Genomic DNA, 26,998 nt, shown 5'->3' with positions numbered 1-26,998 from the left:
CGAATGGACCAGAACGATGAAGCGCAACTCATCGAGGATATTCTTGATGGGGAGGCCGAGGCCTATGCGGTCCTGGTCCGCCGTTATCAGGGGCCTATCCACGCGCTCATGGCCCGGATGTGTGGCGACGGCGAAGACGCCCGGGATTTGACCCAGGAGACCTTCGTGGTGGCCTATGAAAAATTGGATCGTTTTAAATGCGGCGCACGCTTTTTCCCCTGGCTCTATACCATCGGTCTGAACCTGGGCCGGGACCATCTCAGGAAAAAGCGGCACTGCGAAATTTCCTCTGCGGATTTGCCAGAGGGCTTTATGGAAAATATAAGCGATGGGCTGACCTCCGAGCGGCTCGCCGACTGGATGGATGCGAATACACTCGTATTGGCCATGGATAGCCTGGGCCTGTCGACACGAGAGGCCTTGTTGCTGCGCTATCAGGAAGGCATGTCGATCAATGATATCTCCAGTGCCTTGGGCCTTTCGGTCAGTGCGGTCAAAATGCGGATCGCACGCGGCCTCGATCGGTTGCGTTCCCTGTTCGTGGCCCGAGGAAGCGGACACGCGCTATGAATGAAAAAGAGAAAGAACAGGCCAGGCGGGAGACCCGGCGGCTGGCGGGATACATCGCCGGCCTGCCGCGCCCGGAAGCGCCGGAGGACATCCTGCCGCGGGTGATGGCGCGGATACAGCCCAAGAAGCAGTCCAGACTGAAGAAATTCTTGCGCCAGTGGCGACGCTTCACGGTCGGCCGCACCGGACGGGCCGTTGTGGCCGGCGGTTTGGCCTCCGTCGCCCTCCTCCTGGCCGGGCAACTGCTTGCCCCGGGGCTCAACGGGTCTTCCGGGGACCAGGGTCCCCGGTCCGCCCTGGGGGTGTTGCAGGAACCGACCCGCGCGCAACTTGCGAAAACGGCGGCCGGGCCGAGCAAGGAGGTCACCTTTGTGGCCAACATGCCCGGCGCGCGCCAGGTGGTCGTCATGGGATCCTTCAATAACTGGGATCCCGCCCGCCACGTGATGCGAAAGGCTCCGGGCAGCGACCTTTTCACGCTGACGGTCCCCCTGCCCCGGGGACGCTATGTCTACGCCTTCCTTGTGGACGGCGTGCTTTTGCAACCCGATGCCGGGGCGTTGATCCAGGAAGACGACGGTTTCGGCAACACCAACTCGGTCCTGGTCGTCGACGAAGGCGAGAACCGGCAACACGGCAGGCAATCCCATGAACGCCCGCTTTAGGCATGTGGCGGCCGGACTCGCCGTTGCCGTGGCCCTTTCAGGTCCGGCGCCGGCCCGAGCGCAGACGGCGCCGGACCTGGGGGAAACGATGGAATCGGCGCGCGGGGCCGGAGTGTCGCGGCCCGATATCGATCGTGTCCTGGCCCTGGGCCTTCGGTACGGGTTGAGCGAAAGGGACACGGCGACCCTTCTCGCGGCAACGACCAGGGCATCGGTATCGGGCAGGGCCATAGAACCCGTCGTGGACAAGGTGGAGGAGGGGTTGGCGAAAAAGGCCGCTGTGGCCAGCATCGTGACGGCGGTGGAAAGAAGGACCGCCGATTATATGTTCGCCCAGCGACTCCTGGCGGCGTTCAGGGACGCCGGGCCGGAACTCGTGGAACGGCTGGCGAACACGCTGCGCATGGGCCTCTCCCAGCAGGACGTCGCGGGCTGCGCCGCCCATACCGGACGTTCGGCTGCGGAAATCGTCGGCGCGGCGGAATTTTTCGCGGCGGTGCGCCAGGCTGGTGTGGATGCGGAGCTGGCAGCCGTCCTGACCTCCCGCATCCTGCAACGGGAGCATTTCCCCGGTTCGCTGCTGGACCTTGCCCAGTCCATTCGCGACGCCAAGGCAAAGGGCCACAGCGATGCGGCGGTGCTCGGCACGGCCGCGCGGGTCGTGGACGGCTCCTTGAGTATCGCCGACGCCCGGACGGCATTGGGACGCTATGCGGACAACGACGCGGCGGGTGCCGCAAGCGCCAGGGGGGACGGAGGCGCCGGCTCGGGCCAGGGAGGGGGCAGAGGGGCCGGCGCCGGAGCCGGCAGAGGTGGCGGTCCCGGGGGAGGGCCGGGCGGCGGTCCTGGCGGCGGGGGCAGGGGAGGCAGGAATTGACGGCCGCAGCCTGTCGTGTGGCCGCGGCGCTTCGGAAAAAATCGCCCTTCTCCTGGCCACGCGCGGTGACGCTTCCCCGTTCCGGTCCGTATATGTTTCTGGGTTTACGGGGAGAAAGGAATGACTCGAAAGTGGATTTGTGTCGTGGCCATGTTCGTTCTTCTTGGACTTTTCGCCAATGCGTGGTCCGGCGACGGACTCGAAGCCATTACAGGCAATAGCCTTGATGAGGATTCTACCGGAATTGCCCTGTGGGCGAGAGCGGTGTGCCCCTTTGGAAACGAAACGGGATTTGGACTCATGTTCTGCTTTATTGATGGCAATACGTCTTTATTCCCGCAAGAGACGAGTTTCAGCGCGCCTTCGGCCAGATGACGGTCCCGTGGGGAATGGCGTCGAAAGAACGAAGATTTACGGTATGCCATTGCTGCAGTCTGTCATGGTGGCAAGCCATATGTGTCTTAATAGAAAAAAGCAGCGATGATCTGGGGATGTTTGTGCGAGGCGCAGCTTTTTTTGCAGTCGTTGCCAGCTTATGGGGCCTCTTTATCGTGCTTTTAGCGATAGCCTGCTGGAAAGCGGTTGTTTGTTTCCTGTTGTATTGCGTGGCGATTATTTTGTTGTTGAAACGGTTTAGCCAAAAGATATCGCACTTTTCACAGCCCTAGCCATACCCATCCGGTTTGCGTCTCTTCCCCGGGGGCTCGGGGAGAGCCTGTTGCCCGAAGGGCCGCGCTGGGCGGACCGCCGTCGATCCGGGCCGCCGCTTGCCTCGTTTTGCGGCCGCGCTTGGCGGCGCGGTGGTCAACACGCGATGACACTGACCGCCAGCCCGCCCTGGGCCGTTTCCTTGTATTTGCAATTCATGTCCCGTCCCGTGGCCTGCATGGCCTCGATGGCCTGGTCCAGGCCGACCTTGTGGTGCGCGAGCATTTCGTCCGAGGCGATCAGGTAGGCGGCATAGGCCTTGACCGCTCCCATGGCGTTGCGTTCGATGCAGGGGATCTGGACATACCCGCCGACCGGATCGCAGGTCATTCCCAGATGGTGCTCCAGGGCCGTTTCCGCCGCGTTCTCCATCACGCGCACGCCATAGCCCATGCCATGGGCCAGCATGGCCGCGGCCATGGCCGAGGCGACGCCGATCTCGGCTTGGCAGCCCCCTTCGGCGCCGGCAATGGTGGCATTGTGCTTGGCCAGAAACCCGACGGCCGCCGCAGCCAGGAGTCCCTCCCGGATGGAGTGCTCGGCGAGTTCGAGGTAGGTGCGCATGAAGCGGGCCACGGCCGGGATGATGCCGGCCGCGCCGCAGGTCGGGGCGGTCACGATGACGTGGCCGGCGGCGTTTTCCTCGGCGGCCGCGAAGGCGAAGGCGATCAGTCGGGTCAGGGCGCTGTCGTGCGGTTGCCTTTGGGACCGGCTGCTGCGTTCGAGAAGCCGTTTGGCCTTGCGCGAAAGGCCGAGGGGGCCGGGCAGGACGCCCTCGGTGGCCAGCCCGGCGGCCACCGCCGCGTCCATGGCCCCCAGCACCGCGTCGAGTCCGGCCAGGATCGCGGCCTGGCCGGCGCCGGTCACGGCCATCTCGTTTTCCAGCATGAGCTTGTGCAGGCCGATGTCGTGCTCGGCCACCAGCCGTTTGATGTCGGCCATCGTCGCGTACGGGTGGACCGGCTCACGGCGCGTCGGGGCCGGTTGCCCGGCATACTGCACGAAGCCGCCTCCGATGGAGAAGTAGATGCGCTCGGCCAGAGGGGCCGCGCTTTCCTCCGGTCCCAGCAGGCGGATGGCAAGGGCGTTGTTGTGGGGAAAATCGTGTTCCAGCGGGCCGAAGGCCACGTCCCCGGTACTGATTTCGAGGATCTTCGACCCCAGATCCAGGGCGCGGCGGGTGTGGGGGCTTCGGGCCAGTTCGTCGAGAAAGGCCGGGGCGCAGTGTTCAGGGACCTGCCCCAACAAGCCTGCCACCACGGCCCTGTCCGTGCCGTGTCCCCTGCCCGTGGCCGAAAGGCTGCCGTAAAGCACGATTTCGATGCGCGTGGCCGCGTCCAGGGTCTCGGGCGGCAGTTCCCGGACAAGACGCAGAAAATCGCAGCCGGCTTTCATGGGGCCGATGGTGTGGGAGCTTGACGGCCCGGGACCGATCTTGAACAGATCGAAAATACTGAGATCGATTGCAGCCAAGCGGGACTCCTTGCCGTTTGGGTCATGCGTGCGCCTCCCTTGTCCCCTGTGCCCCCGGGGCTGGTCAAGCGCCTGGGGAAAATGAACCATGTTTTCCCATGTCGAACTCCCTGTGAAATACTTTTCCGGTAAAAGTAGGAATAAATGGAATTTCTAATGTGGAAGAGCATTTTGCACCAGCAATCTGCAAGTCATAGTTGGACCGTATGACAGAATTTGAATTAAGAGGCATTTTAAATCCTCAAAACATTGAGTGCTTGTCAAAGTGACGGGAAAAGAAACTCGTAAAATTTTTATTGTCGGGTAGCAACTCGAAAATTGAGCAGCCCACCTGCTTGCGTGGGCTGCTCAATGGCCTAAAAGATGAAGCCCAGCCTGACCATGATGTTGCTCGTCCGAATGCCGTTGGAAGTGGCTGCGTCGGTGCTGAACGCCGTCATGACCTGGGTATTGGGCGTCACCATATAGGCGAGGGCATTGTCGGTATCGAAGGAGAACAGGGCGTAGCCCGACAGTTCGAGCCACGTCCGGTCGCCAAAGCCCTTGGCAACGCAGATTTCATGCTTGGTGGACCAACGGTTTGACCCGAGATTGATGACGCCTTCCCGGTCGAATTGGCCGGTCGGAATGGTCAAAAACGGCGTGTAGGCGAAGATGAACCGGTCTTCCTTGTTGTTGACGAACCGATCGTGGAGGCGATCGTCGCGTCAATGCTCGTTCTGATGCGGACCGATCATACTTTTGAGGCTCGAAGCCGCCGTCTCAGTCACGAGGCGCTACTTTTTCCTACTCCTCCTGCGATTATTGAAAAAGGTCCTTCCGACTTTTCCGTGGGTAGGTGACCGGATATGGTCCGCCCCGGGAGGGTGACCATGAAGGACACGGACCTGTATTCTCGGATTCTGGGGCTGAGTGACCCGTGGTTTGTTGCCGACGTCGAGTTGGACACGGCGGGAGGCCGGGTGGACGTCCATGTTGATCATGTTGCCGGTGTCCGCTGGCGCTGTCCGACCTGTGGTCGCGAACTGGCTTGTCGGGATCATGCCGAGCCTCGGGTATGGCGTCACCTCGACACCTGCCAGTTCAAGACCTTCCTTCATGCCCGGATTCCGCGCGTCGAGTGCCCCGAGCACGGCGTGCTTCAGGTGAGAGTGCCTTGGGCCGAGGCTAAAGGGCGTTTTACCTTGCTCATGGAGCGCTTGATCATCGATGTGTTGCGCGAGTGCGCCACCGTGTCCGGCACCTGCCGGCTCATGCGGATCAGCTGGGATGAGGCCTGGAACGTCATGGATCGAGCCGTCCGGCGAGGGCAAACCAGGAAGAAGACCACCCCCGCACGCTATCTTGGTATCGATGAGAAGGCCTTCCGCAAAGGTCACGACTACATGACCGTGGTCTGCGACCTGCTTGGCGGAACAGTGGAGTTTGTGGCCCAGGATCGCAAGACCGAGAGCCTCGAGGACTATTACCGGCAGTTCACGGCGCAGCAACTCGAGCGCATCCGGGCCGTGGCCATGGACATGTGGGAACCGTACTTCAAGGCCACGATCAAGCACGTGCCCGATGCGGCGCACAAGATCGTCCATGACCGCTTTCACATCATGCAGCACGTGGGCCAGGCCGTGGACAAGGTCCGCCGGCAGGAACATCGCGAACTGCTCCGCCAGGAAGACGAACGCCTCAAGGGCACCAAGTACATCTGGCTTTACCGGGAAGAGAATCTGCCGGACAAGCACCGACCGACCTTGGAAGCCCTGAAGGCCACGAACCTGAAGGTGGCCAAGGCCTGGGCGATGAAAGAAAGCCTGGCCGGATTGTGGAACTACCTCAGCGTCGGCTGGGCAAAGCGGTTCATGAAACGCTGGCTGACCTGGGTGAGGAAGTCAGACTTGCCCCCGATGCGCAAGGTCGGGGAGATGCTCTCTCGGCATCTGGACAACATCCTGACCTTTTGCCGGCATCGGATCACCAACGGCGCGGCCGAGGGACTCAACAGCAAGATCATGGCCATCAAGCGCAGGGCGTGCGGGTACCGCAATCGGGAGCACTTCAAGACCGCTATCTACTTCTTCTGCGGCGGCCTGGACCTCTATCCTAGACAGGCCTGAACCCGGGTACCCACGGAAAATCCGGAAGGACCTTGAAAAATGACGGTGGTCGAGGTTGCCTCGACCACCGCGCTGGCGGACGGACGACTCCTCAGGCCTGCTTGAACAGGCGCGAAGCCAGGACGAAGAACAACGGAATGAAGATGAGGTCGATGAAGGTGGCGGACAGCATGCCGCCGCAAACTGCGGTGCCGATGGCGTTCATGGCCCCGGCGCCGGCCCCGTTGGCGATGGCCAGGGGCAATACTCCGAAGAAAAAGGCCAACGAGGTCATCATCACCGGCCGGAACCGGGTTTTGACCGCGCCCAGGGTGGCCTCGATGAGTCCTTCTCCGTGCCCCATCCGCTCTTTGATGAACTGAATGATCAAAATGGCGTTTTTCGTCGAGAGGCCAAGTGTCGTCAGGAAGCCGATCTGGAAATAGACGTCGTTTGGAAAGCCGCGCGCGGACGTGGCCACGATGGCACCGAGTACGCCAAGCGGCAGCATGAGCATGTTGACGATGGGGATGGTCCAGCTTTCATAGAGGGCGGCCACGCAAAGGAAGATCACGAAAATGGAGAAGGCGTAGAGAATGGCTCCCTGAGAGGTGGCCATGCGCTCCTGGTAGGACAGGCCTGTCCAGTCGAAGCCGATGCCCTGGGGCAGCTTGGCGGCGAAGTCCTCCATGAGGGACATGGCCTCACCGGTACTGTGCCCGGGCGCTGGCTCGCCCCAGAGGTTGATGGAGGGGAAGGCGTTGTAGCGTTCGAGTTTGGGCGAGCCGACGGCCCAGTGGCCCGTGGCGAAGGCGGACACGGGCACCATCTTGCCCGCGTTGTTGCGGACGTACAGTCTGTTGAGGTCCTGGGGCTGCATGCGATAGGGGGCATCCGCCTGGACATAGACCTGTTTGACCCGACCCCCCTGGACGAAGTTGTTGACATAGGAGCTGCCGAAGGCCGCCGAGATGGTGGTATGGATGGAACTTATGGGCACGCCCAGGGCCCCGGCCTTGTCCCAATCCACGTCGAGGTGGTATTCGGCCACGTCCTCCATGCCGTTGGGCCGGACCCGGACCAGACGCGGATCATGCCTGGCCAGGTCGAGGATCTTGTCGCGCGCGGCCATGAGTTTGTCGTGGCCAAGGCCCCCCCGGTCCTGCAACTCGAAGTCGAAGCCCGAGGCCATGCCGAGCTCCACGACCGGCGGTGGCGGAAAGGCGTAGACCTGAGCTTCCTTGATCGTGGAAAAGACCTTCATGGCCCTGGCGGCGATGGCCTTGACCTTGAGGTCGGCCCCCGGGCGGCGGTCCCAGTCCTTGAGTTTGACGAAGCCCAGGGCCATGTTTTGCCCCTGGCCGCCAAAACTGACGCCGGAGATGTCCATGAAGGATTCCACGGCGTCTTTTTCCTGCTCCAAAAAATAGTCCCTGACCTTTTTCATGACCGCCTGCGTCTGCTCCAGGGTGGCGGTGCCCGAAGGCAGCGTGGCCTGGACAGTCAGAATGCCCTGATCCTCATCCGGGATGTACGAGGTGGGCATGCGCTGAAACAGGAAGCCGACCGTGGCCACGATCGCGAGGTAGAAGATGAGGTAGCGTGTGGCCTTGGAAAAGGAGCGGCCGACCAGGCCCACATACACGGATCGGATCCGGAAGAAGATGCGATCGAACCAGCGGAAGAAGGGGCGAAGAAAAAAGACCACGTTTTCCGAGGACTCATGCCCCTTGGGCACAGGTTTGAGCAACGTGGCGCAAAGGACCGGGGTCAGGACCAGGGCTACCACCACCGAAAGCATCATGGACGCAATGAGGGTGATCGAAAACTGGCGGTAGAGCACGCCGGTGGACCCCTGGAAAAAGGCCATGGGACCGAATACCGCCGAGAGCACCAAGCCGATGCCGACCAGGGCGCTCGTGATCTCGTCCATGGATTTGGCCGTGGCCTCCCGGGGGGACAGGCCCTCCTCGGACATGATCCGCTCGACGTTTTCCACCACCACAATGGCGTCGTCCACCAGGAGGCCGATGGCCAGCACCATGGCGAACATGGTCAGCATGTTGATGGAAAAGCCGCAAAAATTGAGGACCGCGAACGTTCCCATGAGGACCACCGGCACCGCGATCGTCGGGATCAGGGTGGCCCGGATATTGCCCATAAAAAGAAACATGATCAGAAAGACGAGCACTACCGCCTCAAACAGGGTCTTGACCACCTCGTGGATGGCCACCTTGGTGAACGGGGTGGTGTCGTAGGGGTAAACGACCTTCATGCCGGGGGGGAAATAGTGGCTCACCTCCTCCAGCTTGCTCTTGATGGCATCGGCCGTGGCCAGGGCATTGGCGCCGGCGGACTGGCGGATGGCCATGGCGGCCGAGGGGAGACCGTTGTAGAAGCCCACGATGTCGGAGCGCTCGGACCCCAGTTCGGTGCGACCGACATCCTTGAGGCGGACCATGGAGCCGTCCTGGTTGATGCGCAGCGGGATGTCGGCGAACTCTTCCGGAGTCTGCAGCAGATGCTGCACGATGATGGGGGAATTGAGATGCTGGCCCGCCACGGCCGGCGCTCCACCGAACTGACCGGCCGAGACTTCGACATTGTAGGCGTTAAGGGCCGTGATGACATCGTCCACGGTCAGGTTGTAGCTGTTGAGCTTGTTGGGATTGAGCCAGACGCGCATGGCATACTGGGTGCCGAACTCCTCCACCTCGCCCACTCCCGGCACCCGGGAGAGAACCTTCTCCAAGGTGGACTGGGCATAGTCGCGCAGGTCCTCGCCGCGCATGCTGCCGTCTTCCGAGACCAGCCCGACCACGATCAGGTAGTTGCGCGTGGACTTGCTGACCGTGACTCCCGAACGCTGCACCTCGTCGGGCAGGCTGGCCAGGGCGAGTTGCAGTTTGTTTTGGACCTTGGACCAGGCGATGTCCGGATCGGTGCCCGGGGTGAAGGTCATTTCGAGCCGGGCTTGGCCGGAGGAGGAACTGTAGCCGCTTAAGTAGAGCATCCCGTCGAGGCCCGTCATCTTCTGCTCGATGATCTGGGTCACGGTGTTTTCCACCGTCTCGGCCGAGGCACCGGGATAATAGGCGGTGATGGCGATGGAGGGCGGCGCGATGGGCGGATACTGGGCAATGGGCATGCTGTAGATGGAAAGCCCGCCCAGCGACAGCAGAATGATGGCTATGACCCAGGCAAAGACGGGTCGGTCCAGAAAGAATTTCGACAGCATCACCGGCCCCCTTCATGACGTCCTGATGTCTGGACGCCGGAATCGGCGGTCTGGTTCCGTCCGGTTTTCGTCTCCGTAAACGGCGTCGCCTTGACCTGGGTGCCCGGGCGCAGCATTTGCAGGCCTTCGACGATCACCCGGTCTCCCGGGGCCAGACCCGAGGTGACGAGCCAGTCGTTGCCGATGGCCCGGTCAAGGATAAGGTCGCGCCGCTCGACCTTGTTTTCGGCGTTGACGATCAGCGCAAAGGGATTCCCCTTGCTGTCGCGGGACACCCCCTGCTGCGACAGGAGGATGGCTTGGTTATTGACGCCTTCCTTGATGATCGCCTTGACGAACATGCCCGGGAGAATTTCCCCGTCCGGGTTGGGGAAGACCAGACGCACGATGACCGAGCCGGTGGTCGGGTCCACCGAGACATCGCTGAATTGCAGGGTCCCCTCCAGGGGATAGGGCGTGCCGTCTTCCTGGATGAGGCTGACCTTGTTGTGGTCCTTGCCCTCCGGATCGACCAGGCCCTGCTTCAGGCGGGTCTTGATGCGCAGCATTTCGGCTGTGGATTGGGGCACGTCCACGTAAATGGGGTCGAGCTGCTGGATGGCGGCCAGTGCGGTCGCCTGATAGGCCGTGACGATGGCGCCGTCGGTCACGCTCGACTTGCCGATGCGGCCGGAGATGGGGGCGGTGACCTTGGTGTAGCCCAGGTTGATGCGGGCGGTCTCGACGCTGGCCTGCAGCGAGTTGATGTTGGCCAACAGCTGATTGAGGGAGGAGGCTGCGTCGTCGTAGTCCTGCTGGCTGAGCGCGCTGTGGCGCAGCAGGTTCTTGTAGCGTTCGGCCCGCGACCGGGTGGCCGGCAGTTTGGCCTGGGCCTCGGCCAGGGCGGCCGTGGCGTTGTTGAACGCCGCTTCGAACGGGGCGATATCGATCTGATAGAGGATCTGCCCTGCCTTGACGTTGGACCCTTCCGCAAACAGGCGCTTTTCGATCAGCCCGTTCACCCGGGGCCGGATTTCCGCGATCCGAAAGGCGGAGGTGCGGCCCGACAGTTCGGTGGACAGCAGAACCTTCTGGGGCGCGATCGTCACGGTGGACACTTCCGGTGTGGGACGCGGCGCCTGTCCGTTTGGATTGCGATCGCAGCCGGCGAGCAAGAGCATGGCCAGCAGGATCAGGGGCGCCATATCGCATCGGGGGGAAGTCTTCGAGTTTCCAGAAAATCGCATCAGAGAACCTCCAACGGTTTCCAGGTCAAACATCCAGGCCGTGAATCAATTCGAGTTCCATGAGGGCAACCGACATGTATTTTCTATGCATCGGCGGTTGAGCATATTGGCTGGTGCCACGCGGCAGGCGGGGAAACCCGGGCTCGTGTCGCGTTCTGGAAGTTCGTGCATGCGAATTTCCAGAATAACATATTTAAATAATTATTTTTTAGCGAACGCCACACCAGGGTTCGGGAGTCTTTACATATCGTTATAATAGTAACTAAATGGTGCTTTTATTGCCACAATCTCGCCCCGGCGGTGACGTTAATGGGAGCGGCGGCGCCTTTTCACGGCATGACCGACTCGCCGGAAGCAACTTTGGCGCTTTTACGGATTTCCTTCATGAAATGTTGTATAATTCCTTTCGGTTCGACATATTCTGGTTTGGCCCCGCGCAGGTGGGGGATGACACAGGCAAATTGGCGATAGCCGATAATGGTGCTCGTGAGGAAAAGGGCGGCGAGCACGGAATCCGGAGAGTCCAGGGCGGACTCGGTGAGCTGGACCAGGGTGTCAAAGGATTCCTGGAAGACATTTTTGGTCAGGAATTCAAGTCTGTTGGCATCACCATCCAAGAGTTCCCGGAAAAAGAGCTTCGCGAAAATGGTGTCCTCGAACAGCAGGGTCGCAAACCAGGACAAGCTCTTTTCGAGACGGCGTTGCGGATCGGATTCCTCGCTGAGGACCGCCCTGAGCGCCTGGGCCTTGCCGCTGAACACATAGACCAGGGACGACAGGATGAGGTCTTCTTTATTCCTGAAATAATAGTATAAATTTGCCTGGGTCATGCCGGCGGCCGTGGCGATGAGCCGCATGGAAACGGCGTCGTAGCCTTGGGCGGCAAACAGGCGGGAAGCCTTGTCGAGGATTTTTTCTCGGATTTCCGGTGCAGGCACGGTCTTTCCTTTCTCCAAAACTACTGAACGTTCGTTTGAATATTATAATCGTGGAGCATGTCAAGACTGATTTTCAGAATTCATCCAATTATGTGAGTGTCCTGTAAACTGCGTAGACGCCCCTGCGATGTTTGAGCGGAGATCGCCCCGGAGCCTTTTCTGGAAGAAGATTGAGAGCTGGGCCATGATCTCCAGGATGCCCTTGCCCTGTCGGCGGAGAATTTCAATCTCCATCCCCACTCCCTCGTGATCATGGGCCTGGCCTGGCGGTGTCGGCGACCGCCCCCATGAGTCCACGGAGTGCTCAACGGATGGAGCCGCGGCGCGCTCCCCCCTAATAATGGAGTCATGTGATGATCAGGCAGTGGCGGATGTCCCGCCTGAAAGAAAGCGGGGGTGGCCGCGTGGTGCTCTCTCCATTTTTCCATTGGACTCGTGTCAAGGGGGAGGGCGATGGGAACGGGGAGGGGGATTGGGGCCGTGGGTTAGCGGTGAGCGGAAATATTTTCGAAGAGAGGGTAGGTCGACAAGTAGGTCGACGTGGGATTCGCTACTTGCACCGCAGGTCGACAAAAGCGAAAAGCCGCCCTGTGTGGGACGGCTTTTCTCAATAAAAACAGAAAAATCTGGCGGAGAGGGAGGGATTCGAACCCTCGAACAGGGTTTACCCCCGTTACCCGCTTAGCAGGCGAGCGCCTTCGGCCAGCTCGGCCACCTCTCCGCAAAACGGCGGAATAAATGTTTGCCCGGCCCAGGTCAAGAAAAAATATGCAGCGCCCGCATCAGAACCCATTCCCGCTCTTTACAGAGCCCCTGCCCCGCGGATATGCTCACCTTTCGCCTGAAACGAGCCCCCCTCAAAAGGAGTCCAGGGCATGAAAAAGTTCGCGCGTATGGAGCGCCTGCCGCCATACGTCTTCGCCACCGTCAACGAGCTGAAAATGCAGATGCGGCGCCGCAACGAAGACGTCATCGACCTCGGCATGGGCAACCCCGACCTGCCCACGCCCCCCCATATCGTCGAGAAACTCGTTGAGGCCGCCCAAAAGGCCGTCAACCACCGCTACTCGGCATCCAAGGGCATCAAGGGCCTGCGAAACGCCATCTCCGGCTGGTACAAGCGCCGTTTCGACGTGGACATCGACCCGGAAACCGAGGCCGTGGTCACCATGGGCGCCAAGGAAGGCCTGGCCCACCTGGCCCTGGTCATGCTCTCGCCGGGCGATGTGGTCTTCGCCACCGATCCGTCCTATCCCATCCACCCCTATTCCTGCATCATCGCCGGCGCGGACGTGCGGCGCATCCCCATCAGCCACGACCGCGACTTCATCGAGGACCTGCTCGCCGCGACCCGGCAGACCTGGCCCCAGCCCAAGCTCCTCATCATCTCCTTTCCCCACAACCCGACCACGGCCACCGTGGACATCGACTTCTTCCAGCGCATCGTGGATTTCGCCAAGGAACACGACATCATGGTGATCCACGACTTCGCCTACGCCGACTTCGGCTTCGACGGCTACCAGCCACCGAGCTTTTTGCAGGCCAAGGGCGCCAAGGACGTGGGCGTGGAGTTCTTCTCGCTGACCAAGAGCTATTCCATGGCCGGTTGGCGCGTCGGGTTCTGCTGCGGCAACCCGGAGATGGTCCATGCGCTGACCCGCATCAAGAGCTACCTCGACTACGGCATCTTCCAGCCCATCCAGATCGCGGCCACCGTCGCCCTGAATGGGCCCCAGGAGTGCGTGCGCGAGATCATGGACGTCCACCAGGATCGCCGCGATGCGCTGATCGAGGGATTGAGCCGGGCCGGCTGGGACGTGCCCTCGCCCAAGTCCACCATGTTCGTGTGGGCCAAGATTCCCGAGGAGTTCGCTCACCTCAAGTCCGTGGAATTCTCGAAGCTGCTCCTGCGCGAGGCCGGCGTCGCCGTGTCCCCGGGCCTCGGCTTTGGCCACTTCGGCGACAACCACGTCCGCTTCGCCCTGGTCGAAAACCGCCACCGCATCAACCAGGCCATGCGTGGCATCAAGAAGGTGCTTTCCGGATGAACGCCGTAACAGACGCTCCCGTCCGCATCGGGCTGGCCGGACTCGGCACTGTCGGGTCCGGCCTTGTGTCCATCTTAGAGCGCAACGCCGACTGGATTGCCAGGCGTCTTGGGCGTCGTGTGGTCGTCAAGAAGGTCCTGGTCCGCGACCTGGCCAAGCCCCGGGCCGTGGCCCTCGGCCCGGGCACGGAGTTGACCACCGATCCCGACGCCCTGGTCACGGACCCGGACATCGATATCGTGGTCGAGCTCATCGGCGGCCTGGACGCCGCCTTTGACCTTATCCACAAGGCGCTTTCGGCCGGCAAGCACGTGGTTTCGGCCAACAAGGCCCTGCTCGCCGAACGCGGGCCGGAGCTTTTCACCTTAGCTGCGCAAAAGGGGCTTGGCCTCTACTACGAGGCCAGCTGCGCCGGCGCCGTGCCCATTGTCGAGACCCTGAAATCCTCCCTGGCCGGCAACCGCATCCAAAGCATCATCGGCATTTTAAACGGCACGGCCAACTATATCCTGAGCAACATGAGCGACGCCGGCCTGTCCTTTGCCGATGCCCTGTGCCAGGCCCAGGCCAAGGGCTACGCCGAGTGCGACCCGACCCTGGACATCCAGGGCATTGACGCGGCCCACAAGCTCATTTTGCTCATCCGCCTCGCCTATGGCCAGAATCTGCCTCTTTCCAGGCTGCCGGTCGAGGGCATCACCCGGGTCACGCCCGAGGACATCCGGTTCGCCGGCGAATTTGGCTACACCATAAAGCTTATCGGCCAGGTCCGGGACGTGGACGGCAAGCTCGCCGCCGGCGTCTATCCGATGCTGGTGCACAAGGATTTCCTCCTGGCCAGCGTCAAGGGGGCGTTTAACGCCGTGCGTGTCGAAGGCGACGCCTCGGGGCCCATCATCCTCCACGGCAAGGGAGCCGGGGACCTGCCGACCGGCAGCGCCGTCCTGGCCGACATCCTGGCTCTGGCCCGGGAAGGCATGATCCCCAACAACACCGGCTTTCTGGCCGAGCCCCTGCCGGACGCGGACCTGCCCGATCCGGACGAGGCCGTAAGCCCGCATTACGTCCATTTCACGGTCAAGGACCAGCCGGGCGTCATGGCCGCCATCTCCAAATCCATGGGCGTCCACGGCGTCAGCATCCGGCAGGCCGTGCAAAAGGGCGAACCCGAGGACGGCTACGTGCCCATCGTCTTCCTGACCCACGAGGCCCCCACCCGGGCCATCAAGGGCGTGCTCGAAGACGCCGCCGCCATGCCGTTCATCAAACCCGGCACCGTGCACTTCCGGGTCCTGTAGGCCGGGGCGCTGCCCTGGACCCGCCGGGGGGATGATCCCCCCGGACCCCCTCGGCGGGGTTTGAAACGTCTCCCAGGCTCCTGTCGTTGCAGCGGGGAGCGGGAGGAAAGCCGGCCCGGGCCGGATGGTCGCCGCAGGAACCGCGCCGCTGCCGCGTCCGACGCGAAGCGCGCCAAAAGTTTTTGAAGAGAGTCCAGAGAGAAACTTTTTTCAAAAAGTTTCTCTCTGGCCGCCGGAGGCATCTTTTGTCTGTTCCCACTTCCAAGTTGGTCTTCCTCATCGCCGACGGCATGGGCGACGAGCCGGTTGCCGCCCTGGGCGGAAAAACGCCCATGGAGGCGGCCCCCACGCCGCACATGGACCGGCTGGCCCGGGAGGGCATGCTCGGCCTGTGCCGGACCGTGCCGGACGGCATGGCTCCGGGGTCGGACGTGGCCAACATGTCGCTTCTGGGTTTTGACCCGGCCGTCCACCATACCGGGCGCGGCCCCATCGAGGCGGCGGCCATGGGCCTGGCCCTGGATCCGGACGACGTGGTATTCCGGCTCAATACCGTTGCCGTCAGCGAATTCGCCGATACGGGGCTCATGCGCGACTATTCGGCCGGCCACATCGCCACCGACGTGTCCCGGGCCCTGGTGGAGCGGATCGGCCGGGAGTGCTGTCCGGACGGCTACGAGCTCCATCCCGGCATCCAGTACCGCCACCTGCTCGTAGCCAAGGGAGCGGCCGGCCGGGAAGAGGCCCGGGTGGCGGTGCGGCCGCCCCACGACATCACGGACCAGGGCATCGCCCCGGATCTGGCGGAACTGCGGCGTGCGCCCGCCCTGTGGGACTTTGCCGCCTGCGCCGCCAAGGTCCTGGCCGGGCCGGACAATGCGAGCAAGGCCAATGCCGTGTGGCCGTGGGGACAGGGCAGGGCGCTTACGCTGCCGGATTTTACGGCCACCTTCGGCCTTCGCGGGGCGGTGGTGTCGGCCGTCGATCTGGTCAAGGGCCTTGGCCGGGCGGCCGGCATGGCTGTCTTGGATGTGCCCGGAGCCACGGGGCTCCTCGAGACCAACTACGAGGGCAAGGTGGCGGCGGCCCTGGAATTTTTAAAAGACGGGGACTTCGTCTTCGTCCATGTCGAGGCCCCGGACGAGTGCGGGCATGGCGGCGATGCGGCCGGCAAGACCGAGGCCGTGGCCCGGTTCGACGCCCGGGTGGTCGGTCCCATGCTCGAAGCCCTGGGCGGCGAGGCCGCCTTTCTGATCGCCTGCGACCACCCGACGCCCATTGCCATCCGCACCCATACGGCCGATCCCGTACCGTTTCTTTTCTGGAAGCGGGGCGTGACCCCATGCGGCGCGGCGGCGTTTAGCGAACGAGAAGCCGGGAAAACGGGCCTTGTGGTCGCGCCCGGCCACAGGTTGCTGCCCGAGGCCGCGGCCTGGAGCCGCTAGGCAGCCATGGCCCTCATTCTCAAGCCCGAAGGCTTCCCCCGGCCGGACACCCGGCTGCGCCTGACCGTTTCCTACGGCGAGACCGACCGCATGGGCTATGCCTACTACGGCCACTATCCCCACTGGTTCGAGCAGGCCAGAGGCCGGTTCATCCGCGAGCGCGGCATGAGCTACGCCGCAGTGGAGGCGCGGGGGGTCTGGCTGCCGGTGCGCGACATGGCCGTCCGCTACCTCCGGCCCGCCCATTATGATGAGGACATCGTGGTCCGGGCCGGCGTGGCCGCCTGGGGCCGGGCCTCGGTCACCTTTGTCTATCAGGTTTTCGGTCCGCCGGACGACGGGGTCCTCCTGGCCGCCGGCGAGACCCTCCACGCCTGCACCTCGCCCGAGGGCAGGCCCATTGCCGTCCCGGATTGGCTTCGCAGCCTCTTTTCCGTGTAACCTTCCTTCCTTTTCTCCGACTTGGCACCATCATGTTCATTGACATCCATACGCACGCCTATCATCCGAAGATCGCGAACAAGGTCCTCACGCAGCTTGAAGACCACTATGGCATCCACCCCGTCGGCACCGGCCAGATCGACGACCTGCTCGCCCGGGCCAAAAAGGCGGGGTTGGACCGGGTGGTGGTCCACAACGCGGCCACGGCCCCGGCCCAAGTCGTCCCGGCCAACAACTGGGCCATTCGCATCCACCGCGAATATCCCGAGGTCCTGGCCTTCGGCACACTGCACACCGATTTTCCGGATTTCGAGCGCGAACTCGACCGGCTGTGGCGGTCCGGCATCAAGGGCATCAAGTTCCACGCGGATTTCCAGGGTTTCCGCCTGGACGACCGCAAGCTGTGGCCCATCTTCGAGGCCCTCTCGGGGCGGTTCGTGGTCATGCTCCACGTGGGCGACCGGCTGCCGCCGGCCGAGAACAACTCCTGCCCGGCCAAGGTGGCGGCCATTTTGCGCGACTTCCCGAACCTGACCGTCATCGCCGCCCACATGGGCGGCTATCTCCACTGGCAGTACGCCCTCGAGCATCTGGTCGGCAAAAACGTCTATATCGACACGTCGAGCACACTTGCCTTCATCGATGACGACACCCTGTCGCGCATCGTTTCCGGCCATCCCCGCGACCGCATCCTCTTTGGCAGCGATTATCCGTTGTTCGATCCGGGCGAAGAGATCGGCCGGCTGCGAAAACGGCTGTCGCTTCGCGATGCCGAACTGGAACAACTCCTTTCCACCGCAACCGCACTTTTTCGATAACAAAAATGTGCATTGACTTTGGTCGGGGCCTCATGCTCGAACGGCCTGGCTCGGGCTCGTTCTGATGTTTCCGGCCAACCGGCCGGACAAGGAGATTCACCATGAGAATCCGCACGCAAATCCTCTGCTCTCTCGGGATCCTGTTTTTGCTGAGCTGCGCCATGTTCGCCACGACCTGGACACTGGTTTCCGACCAGAAGGCGGATGGGGAAGCCATTGACCTGACCGCCCTGCAGCGGTCCATGGTTCACGAAATCGGCAAGGACAGCCTGGCCCGCCTGCGCCAGGCCAAGGCCCAGGGCACCGCCTCGTCCGTGGCCGACGAGGTCCGTTCCCGCCTGGGAGCCCTGGAAAGGGCCCAGCTGGTTCTCATCACGGGTGGCGACTACGCCATCGGCCAGACCCGGTTCCACATTCCGGTTCCGGACCGGGATACGGCCGCGCTTTTCCAAGACGCGGGCCACCGGTTCAAGGAATTCGCCGCCGTGGTGGAGACCGCCCTGACCCGCGACGACGCCGCCACGGCCGACCAGATCATGGCCTCGGCCAACGCCGTGGCCATGGCCCTGGACAAGGCCGTCGGCCGCCTGCAAAAGGACAACGAAGGCGACCTCGAACGGCTGATGACCGTCCAGGCGGCCGGCATGGCCCTGGGGGCGGCGGTCTTCATCGCCGTGCTGGCCCTGCTCGGCCGCACCCTGACCGGGCCCCTGGCCCGGCTCGGGGAATACGCTGCGGCTGTTGCCGGCGGCAACCTCAAGGCCGTGGCCGCCGGCGGCTATCCGCCGGAACTGGCCGAGCTGCGCGACGCCATGTCGCGGATGGTGGCCTCCCTGGAGAAGGAAATGGCCGAGGCCCGGGAGAAGGGCCGGGCCTGCGAATTGCAGACCGCAGAAACCCAGGCGGCCCTGGCCGCCGCCAGGGAGCAGGAAAGCCGCACCACGGAACTGCTGGACCGCATGAACGAAGCCGCCGGCAAGGCCCGCTCCGTTTCCCAATCCGTGATGGACGAGTCCTCGAACCTGCTGGTCCAGGCCGAGCAGGTCGCAAGCGGGGCCCAGCACCAGCGCGACCGCATGATCGAGACGGCCACGGCCATGGAAGAGATGAACTCCACCGTCCTCGAGGTGGCCAGAAACGCGGCCGCCGCCGCGGCCAGCGCCGACGGGGCCAAGGGCAAGGCCCTGACCGGAGCCGAGGGCGTGCGTTCGGCCGTCAGTTCCATCGAGACCATCCGCACCCGCATCCTTGACCTCAAGGAGTCCATGACGCGCCTTGGGCAGCAGGCCGACAACATCGGCCACATCATGAACGTCATTTCCGACATTGCGGACCAGACCAACCTGCTGGCCTTAAACGCCGCCATCGAGGCCGCCCGGGCCGGGGATGCCGGCCGGGGATTTGCCGTGGTGGCCGACGAGGTCAGAAAGCTCGCCGAAAAGACCATGGCCGCGACCAAGGAGGTGGGCAACGCCGTGGTTTCCATCCAGGGGCAGGCGCGGGAGAATATCGCGGCCGTGGAATCGGCCGCCTCGGGCATCGAGGAAAGCACCCGGGCCGCTGCCGACTCGGGCCGGTTCATGGACGAGATCGTGGGCATCGTCGATGTGACGGCCTCCCAGGTCGCGTCCATCGCCACGGCCTCGGAGCAGCAGTCCGCGACTTCCGAGGAGATCAACCGGGCGGTGGAAGAGGTCAACCGCATCGCCAACGAAACGGCCGACGGCATGGAAGTGGCGACAGCGGCCCTCGCCGCCCTCTCCGCCCTGTCGGGCGAACTCGACGAGGTCATCCGGCAGATGACCGGGGATACGACCGCCACCCGCCGCGTGGTGCCGACGCCGCCGCGCGCCGTGGCCGCGTCCCGGGCGCCGGTCCGTGCCGCCTTGCCGCCGTCCAGGCCGGGCGCAAAATCCCTGGCCGCCTCCCGGCCGGCCCCGGCCGGATCGTTTTCCGCCTCCCGGCCTGCGGCCAAGGCCCTGCCGGCTTCGCGTCCGGCCCCGGCCAGGCCGGCCGCGCCGCGCCCGATGTCGGCCAAAACGCCTGCTGCCTTCGGAAAACCGGCTGCCGCCAAAGCGTCGGGCAACGGCGGGGCGGCGGCCTGCTCCATCGGCGGCGGCATCCTGCAGTGGGACCAGTCCCTGGCTGTCGGCATCGGCGAGATCGACGGGCAGCACCAGAAACTGGTGGGTATGATCTGCGACCTGCACGAGGCCATGCGCTCGGGCAAGGGCAAGGACCAGGTGGAGGCGATCCTGCGGGAACTCGAAAACTACGCGGTCGAGCATTTCGGGTACGAGGAAAAGCTCATGGAGCAGTACAAGTACCCCGCCTACCGCAACCACCGGAAAGAACACGAGGCCTTCGTCGACAAGGTCATCGCCTTTGGCAACGACTTCCGCAGCAACCGGGCCGCCTTGACCACCGAGGTCATGAACTTCCTCAAAAACTGGCTTGTCGGGCACATCAAGGGCACGGACCAGAAATACAGCGCCTTTTTTAACGAGCGGGGCGTCAACTAGCCCCGGCCACGGACAGGAAAAAGCCCGGACCACGTGCACGCGGTCCGGGCTTTTTGTTTTCGGGAAGGGGAACCGGTGTCGGGCGGCTCAGGCCGGCAGGGCGGCGGCCGCTTCACGGCGCAGGCTGTCGAGCAGCCCGGCCAGGTCGGCCGCCGATCGGGACAGGTGCGAGAGTTCCGCGTGGGCCTCGGCCATGTCCCGGCTCGTTTCCTCGGAAATCAGCCGGATGTCGGTCAGGGCCCGGTTGATCTCCCCCGAGGCCGCGGACTGCTGTTCCGAGGCCGTGGCGATGGAGCGGATTTCGTCGGTGGTCGTTTCGACCATGGACACGATATGGCGCAGGGACTTCCCGGCCCGGCCGGCCAGGTCCGTGGCCGAGGCTACCGCGACCACGGCCGCGTCCATGCCGGACACGTTTTCCCGGACCCCGTCGTTGATGGCCGAAACCACGGAGGCCACCTCGCCGGTGGCCTGCATGGTCTTTTCGGCGAGCTTTCTGACCTCGTCGGCCACCACGGCAAATCCCCGGCCGGCGTCCCCGGCCCGGGCGGCCTCGATGGCGGCGTTTAAGGCCAGCAGGTTGGTCTGATCCGCGATGTCGGAAATGACGTTCATGATGGCGGTGATGCCCTTGGCCCGCTCGCCCAGGGTGTCGAGGCTGGCCTTGAGCCCGACCGAGAGCTCCCGGACCCGGTCGATGGACCGGGACACTTCCTCGGTGGCGTCAAGCCCTTCGCGCGCGCCTTCCCGGGCGGCGCTGGCGCTTTCCGAGGCCCGGGCCGCGGTTTTGGCCACGTCGAGGACGGTGGCGTTCATCTCTTCCATGGCCGTGGCCGTCACGGCCGTGCGGTCGTGCTGGCGGGAAGTGCCTTCCGTCACCTGGGCCACCCGGCCGGTCAAGGCGTTTCCGGCCTGGGCCACGGCATCGGTCAGGGCCTCCAGGCGGTTGGAGGCCTCGGCCATGCCTTCCAGGCGGGCGCGCTCGGCCTGGGCCATGGCCTTTTCCGCCGCCTGGCGGCTGCGATCGGCCTCTTCGGTCTTGGCTTCTGCCGCGGCCTTTTGGGCCGCGATCTCGTCAAAGGAGGTCCGGAGCTTTTCCGTCATGTCGGCCATGGCCGACATGACGCCACAGGTCCGGTCCATCCTGGCACAGGCCTGGCGCACATTCTCGAAACGGCCGGCGGCCACGTCACGGGCCATGGCGGCCACCACCTCGGGCTCGGCCCCGAGCTGGCGCAGGATGCCGCGCGAGACCAGCCAGGCCGTGACCGCGCCGATGGCCAGCGACACGGCCAGCAGGACGTACTGGAGCGTGAGGTCGGCGGCCAGGGCCGCGACCACGGCCGAGACCTGGTCGTCGGCTTCCTGGAACCGGTGTTCCTTGAGCGGATGGATGCGTTTGGCCAGAGCCTCGGTTCGGGCGTCGAAGTCCTCCATGAGGACATTGCCGGCCTGCCGGCCCTCCTTGACGTAGGCCCGGGCCATGCGCACGCCGACGTCGTACATACTCTCGAAATCCTTCGAAATGGCCTCGATTTCAGCCAGCATGGCCCGGTCGTTCCTGTTCCGGCCCAGGTCCCGGAACTTGACCACGCCGTCGCGGAAGTCCTTGGCCGCCGCCTCGGCTTCGCCGAAGCCGTCCTCCTCGCCCGTGGCCGAGACGTCGGTCAGGAACTGCTGGACGTTGACGGCCGAAAACTGCATCCGCGCCGCCTCGTCGGCCAGAGGCAGGCTTTCCGAGCGCACGACCGACGCCCGTTCCTTTACGGCGCGCATGGAAAAGGTCATGACCAGGGCACCGGTGGTCATGGCCGCGAGCACAAGGCCGAAGCCGAGGCCCATTCTGGCCGAGAGCGTGAATTTCATCCAACCTTCCCGCGATAAGAGGTTGCCGACCAGTTTACGCATCATGCAGCCGGGAGGCCGCTGACGAGGCGAAAAGTTGTCCGATACGATTACCGCCTGGCCAGGGTTCCGGTCAAGACGAGGGAAAGGAATCTTTGATGGGGAATAATGGCAACGAAATCCTGGATGTCGTGGTGCCGACCCGCGACGCGCCGGTCTTCGTCCGGGCCCGGATCATGGCCGGGCCGGCCCCGGCCGTGTGCTGCCTCCATGGCCTCGGCGATTCGCATCTGGCCTTCGAGGACGCCTTCGAGACCCGCTACCTGGCCGGGAAAAGCCTCATTGTCCCGGACATGGCCGGCCACGGCGCCAGTCCGGCCACGGGCGATTATTCCATGGAAGCCGCAACCGGCCGCGTCCGGGCCGTGCTCGACCACCTGAAGGAATACCACGGCCTGCGGCCAAGCCCGCTCTATCTGGTCGGGCATTCCGTGGGGGGCATCCCGGCCATCTATTATTGCCGCGACGCCGCGCCGGGCGAAGTGGGGGGGCTTATCCTGGCCGAGGCTTCCATCACCCGCTTCGGTTCGTTCATCACCGCCCATGCCGAGGCGGCCCGGCTGTCCGGCCGGTTCGGGGAGTGGTACCGGGATTTCCGCGAACAGCTCGTCTTCCGCGACTATCTCGGCCGCTTCTCCTTTTGCCGCCACTATTACGCCTCCCTGCGTTTCTGCCGCGAAGACGCCTTTCTCCAGACCGTGCTGGCCGTGCGCCGGGTGGCCAAGGCCCTGCCCGGCAAGTGGAGCCACGCCGCCGGCGAGGCCCTCGCCGGCCTGACCCTGCCCGTCATTTATGCCTATGGCCGGGACGTGGCCCCGGAAACCCTGACCTTCCTGCACGAACACGCCATCGAGGCCCGGCCCTTTCCCACGGACTGCCATTTCCTGATGCAGGCCATGCCCGGCGAGTTCTACGGCCTTTTGAGCGAAGTGTGCCGCTGAAAAACGCTGTCCCCCTTGCCAGGAAGCCCGGCAAGACGCACACTGGCCGGACCTCGTCGCCGGCCGTCCCGGTGGCGGGCGGCCGGCGAGTCGAACCCCGACCGGGAGGATGCCATGGTTGCCTTTCATTTTTCCCTGACCAAGAAAGAGAAGGAGTACTTGAAGGGGCTTGTCCGGCAGCGCATCGCCGCCCGGCTGGCCGGCGGGGAGGCCGCGACGCCGCCGGCGCCGACCGAGACCCTGCGCCAGCCCCTTGGCGCCTTTGTCACCCTGACCGTGGGCGGCCACCTGCGGGGCTGCATCGGGCATATCGTCGGCGACCGGCCGCTTTTCGAAACCATCGGCGAGATGGCCGAGGCGGCGGCTTTTGGCGATCCCCGGTTTCCACCCTTGTCCCGGGCGGAATTCGACAACGTGGCGGTCGAAATCTCCATCCTGAGTCCCTTGACCGAGTGCCCGGACCCGGAGCTGGTGGAAGTCGGCCGGCACGGGCTGCTGGTGCGCCAGGGGATGCGCTCGGGGCTGCTTTTGCCCCAGGTGCCGGTGGAATGGGGCTGGGACCGCCGGACCTTTCTGGACCAGACCTGCCGCAAGGCCGGCCTCGCCCCCGGCTGCTGGAAGGACCCGGACACCACGCTCCTGTGGTTCGAGGCCGAGGTCTTTTAGGGCCGGATGGGCCAGGCGTCGGGAACGCCCCGGCATTGCCCGGTGCGGCCCGGGCGAAAAACATTGCCCCGTCTCATCGTTTCCGCAGCATACAATTCTTGAAATATGGGCATTTTTCCTGTCGCAGCTCTCCTTTTTTGGGAAAGGCCGTGAGCCATGAAACAATGAGGGAGCTCCTGGTTGGAATAATTGATTTTTTTATAGATGATTCCTGGCACGCTTCTGGCTCTTCTGGTTGACATGGGGTTGTTGGAGAAACGCCGCCCGGGGTGGCGCAGCACCAGGGAGAAGACCATGAAGCGGTATCTGTACATGATGGGAGCGGTGATTGTGGGAACGGGACTGTATGCGGCCCATGCATCCGAATTTTCGGCCCAGCAGGTGGCGCCGTCGCGCGGGGTCGAGGTGGCGGTGGCGCCGATGGAGCCGCAGACCGTGGTGGCCAGGCTGGCCGAGGCAAGCCTGGCCATGCGCCGGGTGGACGGGAATCCCGTTGTCGTGGCCTCTCCAGAACCGCTTCCGGAGAAGCTTTTCGCCAAAAAGTAAGGGTTGTCGAAAATATCATTTGGGGCTGGTCCGCGTCCAGCCGCCAGGGGGTGTCCGGAGCACCCCCTTTTTATTGCCGGCCCGGGACGGCGCGCGGTCCGGCATTGCAGGAGAGAAAAGGGCAGAAGCGAAGCGCCGCCTCGCTCAAACGCGTTTCGGGCCCCGTTCCCTCGTATAGGGCCAGCGGCGCGTCCAGGCGCAGGCCGGGGCGGCCGTTTTTGCGGGCCAGAACCAGGATCTGCCTGGCCGGAGCGTCCCGGCGCGGCGACACGGGCAGGATGTATTTGGGCTCGAGGTTCTGGGCCGCAAGCGAGGCAATGACATGGACGAGCCGTTCGGCCAGATGCACGCAGGCGAAACGGCCCTTGTCGGCCAGGGCCAGGAAAGCGGCCGCGGCAAAGGCGGGCAGGTCGCCATCGGTTTCGAACCGGGCCGCCTCCCGGCCCTGGTGTTCGGGCCGGCGTCCGGAACCGGGGTGGCGGTAGGGAGGGTTGGCCAGGACCAGATCGCAGGACCCGGGCACAAGGCCGGCATCGGTTCCCAGGTCCCTGACATCGAGGAGCCGGGCGTCGAACCGGTCGGCAAGGCCCAGACGGCGGGCGTTTTCCCGGGCCGCCTCCACCATGGCCGGGTCCTTGTCGAGGCCGAGAACCGTGGCCTCGGGATCCTGGCGGGCCAGCATCCAGCCCAGCCCGGCCGGGCCGCAGCCCGTGCCGAGGTCCAGGGCCCGGCACCCCGGGACCTGGGCGGCAAAGGCGGCCAGGAGCAGGGCGTCCGCCCCGAAGCGGAAGCCGCCCTCGGGCTGAGCCAGGCCGCGCGGGAAGGCCTTTCGGGCCGCGGCCTCGCTCATGGCGCCGCTCCGGGATTTTTTTTGGTACAACCAATGCAAGAGCGAGACAGATTGTCCGCTGCCGTGGCATGTTCGGGCAGCCTTCCCCCGGGTGCGGCAGGCGGGCAGGCCGCCGGCCCGGCCCATGGCGGCAACGGCCCGTCCGGGGAACCTCCCCAGGGAGACGGCAGGAAACAGGTCCCAATGAACCAGGAGGAGACCATGCGGTTGAACATGCGAATGGCTCTGTTTGTCTGCGCCGTCGTCGGCGCGAGTGTGCTTTTTTCGGATCTGGCCGCTTTTGCCCAGTGCCCGCCGGGCACGCACTGGTCGAACCGTGCCTGGCAGTGCGTCCCCAACCGGCGGATGCCGCCGCCTCCGCCGCCCCCGCCCCCCCGCCGCAGCTGCAACAAGAGCTACAACCGGTGCCTGCGCATCTGCCAAGGCGTGCCCCACTGCGTCAACAATTGCAATATGGGCTACAACGCCTGCCGGGAAGGGCGGCGCGGCTACTACTAGGCAGCCTCTCCTGTCCCGGACCCGGTCCTGACCCGGCCGGGCTCGGAACGTGCGGGCCGCCCGTGAAGCCGTCGACCGGTTTCACGGGCGGCCTTCGTTTCAGGGGCGGCTGCTTGTGGCGGCCGCTTTTTTGGCGCGGATGTTGAGCAGTTCGACCAGGAGCGAAAAGGCCATGGCAAAGTAGATGTAGCCCCGGTCGATGTGCTTGCCGAGGCCTTCGGCCACCAGGAAGACGCCGATCAGGATGAGAAACGACAGGGCCAGCATCTGGACCGTGGGATGGCGCGAGACGAAGTGGCTGACCGGATCGGCGAAGAGCATCATGATCAGGACCGCCGTCACCACGGCCGCCACCATGACCACGACCTCGCCGGACATGCCGACCGCGGTGATGACCGAATCCAGGGAAAAGACGATGTCCAGGACGGCGATCTGGGCCACGGCCGAACCGAATCCCCGGACCTTGCGCCCTTTGCCGGCCGCATCCTCGTGGGGCTCGATTTTATCATGAATCTCGAAGGTCGACTTGGCGATGAGGAAGAGCCCGCCAACCAGGAGCACGATGTCGCGCCCCGTGACCACATGCCCAAGGACGCTGACGACAGGAGCGGTCAGCCCCATGACCCAGGTGATGCCGACCAGAAGCACGATGCGGCTGCCCATGGCGAGGAGCAGGCCGATCTTGCGCGCCCGCGACTGCACCGCAGCCGGCAAGGCATTGGTGATGATGGCGATAAAAACGATGTTGTCGATGCCAAGAACTATTTCCAGGGCCGACAAGGTCAGGAAGGCGATCAGGTTTTCCACGGTGAAAAGGGCCATGCAAGTCCTCCTTGGCCTGCCTTGGTAGCATGGCGCGGCCATTTTCCGAAGCGCTTTTTGCCGCTTCGGACCAAGGGGAGCGTTTGGCCGGGCGACATCGGAATCGGCGGCTGCGCCATTCCCGGCGGTGGGGCCGTCCTGGCTCCTCATCGCCGGCCCGCCCATCTCCATGCCGCAGGACTTCCGCCCGGCCTGTCTCCGCTCGCCTGGGCGAGTGGGGCAAACGGTCCTCTGGGTGTCGTCTATAATTTATGGAATAATATTATAGCATTATGGGTGGAATGGCCAACGGATGCCTGGGAAAGCCTCCCCGGGCACGACTGTCGGCTTGACAGGATTTTGCGATTCTGTTCTATACTCCAGCTTGGATTCCTTTTGTTGCACGAAAGGATTGCCTGGATGAAAAGAAAGAAGAT

Annotated in this window: 23 protein-coding genes and 1 tRNA gene; 15 read left to right on the top strand and 9 right to left on the bottom strand. The window is 64.1% G+C overall.

Annotation, left to right across the window (positions count from 1 at the left end; all coding sequences use genetic code 11):
- The first annotated feature begins 3 nt into the window (after positions 1–3).
- From DFW101_RS05200 to DFW101_RS19415, 4 genes are all read left to right on the top strand, one after another.
- Positions 4–570, top strand: a complete 567-nt coding sequence (locus DFW101_RS05200) for an RNA polymerase sigma factor (protein WP_009180466.1) — start codon at positions 4–6, stop codon at positions 568–570.
- Positions 567–1,235: a glycogen-binding domain-containing protein gene (locus tag DFW101_RS05195; RefSeq protein WP_009180465.1), complete on the top strand. Its 669-nt coding sequence runs from the start codon at positions 567–569 to the stop codon at positions 1,233–1,235. Before DFW101_RS05200 ends, DFW101_RS05195 begins: the two co-directional genes overlap by 4 nt.
- Complete coding sequence (locus DFW101_RS05190) at positions 1,219–2,112, top strand: hypothetical protein (protein ID WP_009180464.1); 894 nt, start codon at positions 1,219–1,221, stop codon at positions 2,110–2,112. The genes DFW101_RS05195 and DFW101_RS05190 overlap by 17 nt, the downstream gene beginning before the upstream one ends.
- Positions 2,113–2,232: 120 nt before the next feature.
- A complete protein-coding gene (locus DFW101_RS19415) occupies positions 2,233–2,487 on the top strand; it encodes a hypothetical protein (RefSeq protein WP_157137619.1) in 255 nt (84 codons plus the stop codon).
- A 429-nt stretch (positions 2,488–2,916) separates the two neighbouring features.
- Here DFW101_RS19415 and DFW101_RS05185 read toward each other — a convergent pair whose 3' ends face one another.
- On the bottom strand, positions 2,917–4,293 hold the full coding sequence (locus DFW101_RS05185) for an L-serine ammonia-lyase (RefSeq protein WP_009180463.1): 1,377 nt from the start codon (positions 4,291–4,293) through the stop codon (positions 2,917–2,919).
- Positions 4,294–4,649: 356 nt separating this feature from the next.
- Positions 4,650–4,928 (bottom strand): transporter, encoded by a 279-nt coding sequence (locus DFW101_RS05180; RefSeq protein ID WP_043642691.1) that lies wholly within the window; start codon positions 4,926–4,928, stop codon positions 4,650–4,652.
- A gap of 237 nt (positions 4,929–5,165) precedes the next feature.
- Here DFW101_RS05180 and DFW101_RS05175 point away from each other — a divergent pair, with 237 nt between their 5' ends.
- Positions 5,166–6,401, top strand: coding sequence for an ISL3 family transposase (locus DFW101_RS05175; RefSeq protein WP_009179504.1), 1,236 nt, complete (start codon positions 5,166–5,168; stop codon positions 6,399–6,401).
- A 91-nt stretch (positions 6,402–6,492) separates the two neighbouring features.
- On the opposite strand, the gene DFW101_RS05170 is transcribed toward DFW101_RS05175, so the two are convergent.
- The 4 genes from DFW101_RS05170 to DFW101_RS05155 all read right to left on the bottom strand — a co-directional run bounded on the left by DFW101_RS05170 (position 6,493) and on the right by DFW101_RS05155 (position 12,503).
- Positions 6,493–9,618: an efflux RND transporter permease subunit gene (locus DFW101_RS05170; RefSeq protein WP_009180462.1), complete on the bottom strand. Its 3,126-nt coding sequence runs from the start codon at positions 9,616–9,618 to the stop codon at positions 6,493–6,495.
- Complete coding sequence (locus DFW101_RS05165) at positions 9,618–10,802, bottom strand: efflux RND transporter periplasmic adaptor subunit (protein ID WP_272867634.1); 1,185 nt, start codon at positions 10,800–10,802, stop codon at positions 9,618–9,620. Before DFW101_RS05165 ends, DFW101_RS05170 begins: the two co-directional genes overlap by 1 nt.
- 371 nt (positions 10,803–11,173) lie before the next feature.
- On the bottom strand, positions 11,174–11,782 hold the full coding sequence (locus DFW101_RS05160; protein WP_009180460.1) for a TetR/AcrR family transcriptional regulator: 609 nt from the start codon (positions 11,780–11,782) through the stop codon (positions 11,174–11,176).
- A 627-nt stretch (positions 11,783–12,409) separates the two neighbouring features.
- Positions 12,410–12,503: transfer RNA gene (locus DFW101_RS05155), tRNA-Ser, on the bottom strand.
- A 154-nt stretch (positions 12,504–12,657) separates the two neighbouring features.
- Here DFW101_RS05155 and DFW101_RS05150 point away from each other — a divergent pair.
- The 6 genes from DFW101_RS05150 to DFW101_RS05125 all read left to right on the top strand — a co-directional run bounded on the left by DFW101_RS05150 (position 12,658) and on the right by DFW101_RS05125 (position 20,354).
- A complete protein-coding gene (locus DFW101_RS05150) occupies positions 12,658–13,830 on the top strand; it encodes an aminotransferase class I/II-fold pyridoxal phosphate-dependent enzyme (RefSeq protein ID WP_009180459.1) in 1,173 nt (390 codons plus the stop codon).
- Positions 13,827–15,128 (top strand): homoserine dehydrogenase, encoded by a 1,302-nt coding sequence (locus tag DFW101_RS05145; RefSeq protein ID WP_009180458.1) that lies wholly within the window; start codon positions 13,827–13,829, stop codon positions 15,126–15,128. The genes DFW101_RS05150 and DFW101_RS05145 overlap by 4 nt, the downstream gene beginning before the upstream one ends.
- A 245-nt stretch (positions 15,129–15,373) precedes the next feature.
- Positions 15,374–16,573 carry a cofactor-independent phosphoglycerate mutase gene (locus DFW101_RS05140; protein ID WP_009180457.1) on the top strand — a complete coding sequence of 400 codons (1,200 nt, stop codon included), beginning with the start codon at positions 15,374–15,376 and terminating at the stop codon, positions 16,571–16,573.
- Positions 16,574–16,579: 6 nt separating this feature from the next.
- Positions 16,580–17,014: an acyl-CoA thioesterase gene (locus tag DFW101_RS05135; RefSeq protein WP_009180456.1), complete on the top strand. Its 435-nt coding sequence runs from the start codon at positions 16,580–16,582 to the stop codon at positions 17,012–17,014.
- A 32-nt stretch (positions 17,015–17,046) separates the two neighbouring features.
- Complete coding sequence (locus tag DFW101_RS05130) at positions 17,047–17,832, top strand: amidohydrolase family protein (protein ID WP_009180455.1); 786 nt, start codon at positions 17,047–17,049, stop codon at positions 17,830–17,832.
- Between the two features lie 101 nt (positions 17,833–17,933).
- Complete coding sequence (locus DFW101_RS05125) at positions 17,934–20,354, top strand: bacteriohemerythrin (protein ID WP_009180454.1); 2,421 nt, start codon at positions 17,934–17,936, stop codon at positions 20,352–20,354.
- Positions 20,355–20,441: 87 nt separating this feature from the next.
- Here DFW101_RS05125 and DFW101_RS05120 read toward each other — a convergent pair whose 3' ends face one another.
- Complete coding sequence (locus DFW101_RS05120) at positions 20,442–22,220, bottom strand: methyl-accepting chemotaxis protein (RefSeq protein WP_043642685.1); 1,779 nt, start codon at positions 22,218–22,220, stop codon at positions 20,442–20,444.
- Between the two features lie 137 nt (positions 22,221–22,357).
- Here DFW101_RS05120 and DFW101_RS05115 point away from each other — a divergent pair, with 137 nt between their 5' ends.
- The 3 genes from DFW101_RS05115 to DFW101_RS05105 all read left to right on the top strand — a co-directional run bounded on the left by DFW101_RS05115 (position 22,358) and on the right by DFW101_RS05105 (position 24,412).
- Positions 22,358–23,200, top strand: coding sequence for an alpha/beta fold hydrolase (locus tag DFW101_RS05115; protein WP_009180452.1), 843 nt, complete (start codon positions 22,358–22,360; stop codon positions 23,198–23,200).
- Between the two features lie 114 nt (positions 23,201–23,314).
- Positions 23,315–23,866 (top strand): AmmeMemoRadiSam system protein A, encoded by a 552-nt coding sequence (gene amrA / locus DFW101_RS05110; protein WP_009180451.1) that lies wholly within the window; start codon positions 23,315–23,317, stop codon positions 23,864–23,866.
- A 294-nt stretch (positions 23,867–24,160) separates the two neighbouring features.
- Entirely contained in the window at positions 24,161–24,412 is a 252-nt protein-coding gene (locus DFW101_RS05105) for a hypothetical protein (RefSeq protein WP_009180450.1), read from the top strand.
- A gap of 70 nt (positions 24,413–24,482) precedes the next feature.
- Here the strand turns inward: DFW101_RS05105 and DFW101_RS05100 are convergent, their stop codons facing one another.
- Positions 24,483–25,262: a tRNA1(Val) (adenine(37)-N6)-methyltransferase gene (locus DFW101_RS05100; RefSeq protein ID WP_009180449.1), complete on the bottom strand. Its 780-nt coding sequence runs from the start codon at positions 25,260–25,262 to the stop codon at positions 24,483–24,485.
- A gap of 213 nt (positions 25,263–25,475) precedes the next feature.
- On the opposite strand from DFW101_RS05100, the gene DFW101_RS05095 reads away from it, so the two are divergent.
- Entirely contained in the window at positions 25,476–25,760 is a 285-nt protein-coding gene (locus DFW101_RS05095; protein ID WP_232286155.1) for a hypothetical protein, read from the top strand.
- A gap of 99 nt (positions 25,761–25,859) precedes the next feature.
- Here the strand turns inward: DFW101_RS05095 and DFW101_RS05090 are convergent, their stop codons facing one another.
- The gene (locus DFW101_RS05090; protein WP_009180447.1) at positions 25,860–26,582 is read right to left on the bottom strand and encodes a TerC family protein; all 723 of its coding nucleotides are present in this window, start codon (positions 26,580–26,582) and stop codon (positions 25,860–25,862) included.
- Positions 26,583–26,998 lie beyond the last annotated feature (416 nt).

It is taken from the genome of Solidesulfovibrio carbinoliphilus subsp. oakridgensis, from assembly GCF_000177215.2.
GTDB lineage: Bacteria > Desulfobacterota > Desulfovibrionia > Desulfovibrionales > Desulfovibrionaceae > Solidesulfovibrio > Solidesulfovibrio carbinoliphilus.
This window is presented reverse-complemented; position numbering and strand designations above follow the sequence as displayed.